This window comes from Okeania sp. SIO2B9 (genome assembly GCF_010672505.1).
GTDB classification, from domain to species: domain Bacteria; phylum Cyanobacteriota; class Cyanobacteriia; order Cyanobacteriales; family Microcoleaceae; genus Okeania; species Okeania hirsuta.
Genome location: NZ_JAAHGK010001467.1, coordinates 1 through 1,740 on the forward strand (window position 1 = coordinate 1; position 1,740 = coordinate 1,740).

Genomic DNA, 1,740 nt, shown 5'->3' on the forward strand with positions numbered 1-1,740 from the left:
GCTTAGGAGTCAGGAGACAGGAGTCAAGAGTCGTATGGGGATAGGTTTGATACCATTTTTTATGTAGTAATTTATCTTTTTCGTCCAATAGATATTTTCTATAAATTACTTTAATATTGCTTACTATATGTAAAATTATTTTTTCAAAATGGTATAATATCTGAATGCTTACCTTATCAGTACCTCTGTAATAAGGAGGCTTGAAATATGGAATATTCTCTTTTCTCTTAGTTGACTGGATATGGCACCTAGCCATCCCTCAACCGCTTTTTATCCCCTTAAAAGGCTATGCTTTATAAACACCTTTCTTAACATAAAATTTGATAAAATAGACAAGTTATGTATTGGCATTTGAGAGGATTTTTGCGGATAAAAAGTGCATTGAAAAATACATTTTTTTGATAACTTAAGTAGGGCTTGCTGATTAAATATCAAAGCATTTACGGATATTGATTTTAGCATTTTTTTGTCGAAAAAAGTGCAAGCTTTTCAGTCTAAAAAGCTCAAAAAGATAGTATTTTGGGATGATTATGGCAGAAAAATCAAGGGACAATTTTTCTGACTACCTCCTAATTAATTCCCCTAATTCCTGAATTCAGAATTCAGAATTCTGAATTCTGAATTCTGAATTCTGACTCCTACCCCTACCACTTATACTTTATTCAGCAAACCCTAAGTAGTTTTGCTTACCTATCTATACTCTTTCTCCCTTCTCCCCTGCTCCTTACTCCCCTGCTCCCCACAAGGTTTTCAGAAGTTCCTTATCAGGGATAGCTTAAAAGGGGAGGTTTTAAACCTTAATTATTCGGTAAATGAGTAGCAAAATTAAGCCTGATTTTTCCATCAAACGTCAGAGAAAAACTAAAAAAAGGATGTTTTTATGGTTACTGTCCCTCGTCTTAGTAACCACATCACTTGTGCTAGTAAATTTCTCAGCTAAAGCAGCAGAACAGATTCATTTTAATTACGGTTTGCTGAAAATTTCTGTATCTCTCACTGCTTTAGAAACTTATGCTGAAACAGGTAAAGTTGAAGATGATTTAAAGTTATATTTCCTATTGATAGATGCAGAAAATCAGCAAAAACTGAGAAATGTACTCCAATTTAATCTGAATATTAATCCCATGCAACTTGCTCAAGGTTTGTATTCCCCTATGGGAGAAAAATTACTCCAATATTTAGGAGAAATGATTCAAACTCAAGGTAGAAATAATGGAGCGATCGCTCTGAGAGAGGCTTTAATTAAAACTGCGAAATCTCAAGATTTTACACCTATCAATGTTTTGCAAAACTTTCCGGGAGAAGTACAGTTTAATATTCGGAAAATTCTGGCAGTAAATCGAGAATTTTCTGCCTTACTTGAAGATACAGAAAAACTACTTAAAGAAGTTAAACAAATCACATTAACCGCTGCTTCTACAGAAGAAAAAATAGATTTTTCCACATTGTAGGTTTTGTGCTGGCCTTTCTAGTTGAGAAGTTAAAAGTTAGGACTCAGTACCTTCTGACTTTATCCAAAATCTAAAAACTAAGACGTTGTAGTTATAATGAAAAGCCAATCAAAATAGAGTCGGGCGATCGCTATATTCTGAGTTGGTCTCAAACCAAAAACTAAAACGTTGTAGTTTTTGCACTAGGAAAGACCGAAGTTGGAATCAACAAAAATATTGCCTTATATTCTGAGTCTGTTTCAAACCAAAAACTAAGACGTTATAGTTTTCGTACTACCGAAAGACCGAA

1 protein-coding gene is annotated in these 1,740 nt (G+C 33.9%); it reads left to right on the forward strand.

What is annotated here, in order from left to right:
• Nucleotides 1-917 precede the first annotated feature (917 nt).
• Nucleotides 918-1,451 carry an alpha/beta hydrolase gene (locus F6K13_RS31765; RefSeq protein WP_161564644.1) on the forward strand — a complete coding sequence of 178 codons (534 nt, stop codon included), beginning with the start codon at nt 918-920 and terminating at the stop codon, nt 1,449-1,451.
• The last annotated feature ends 289 nt before the right edge of the window (nt 1,452-1,740 follow it).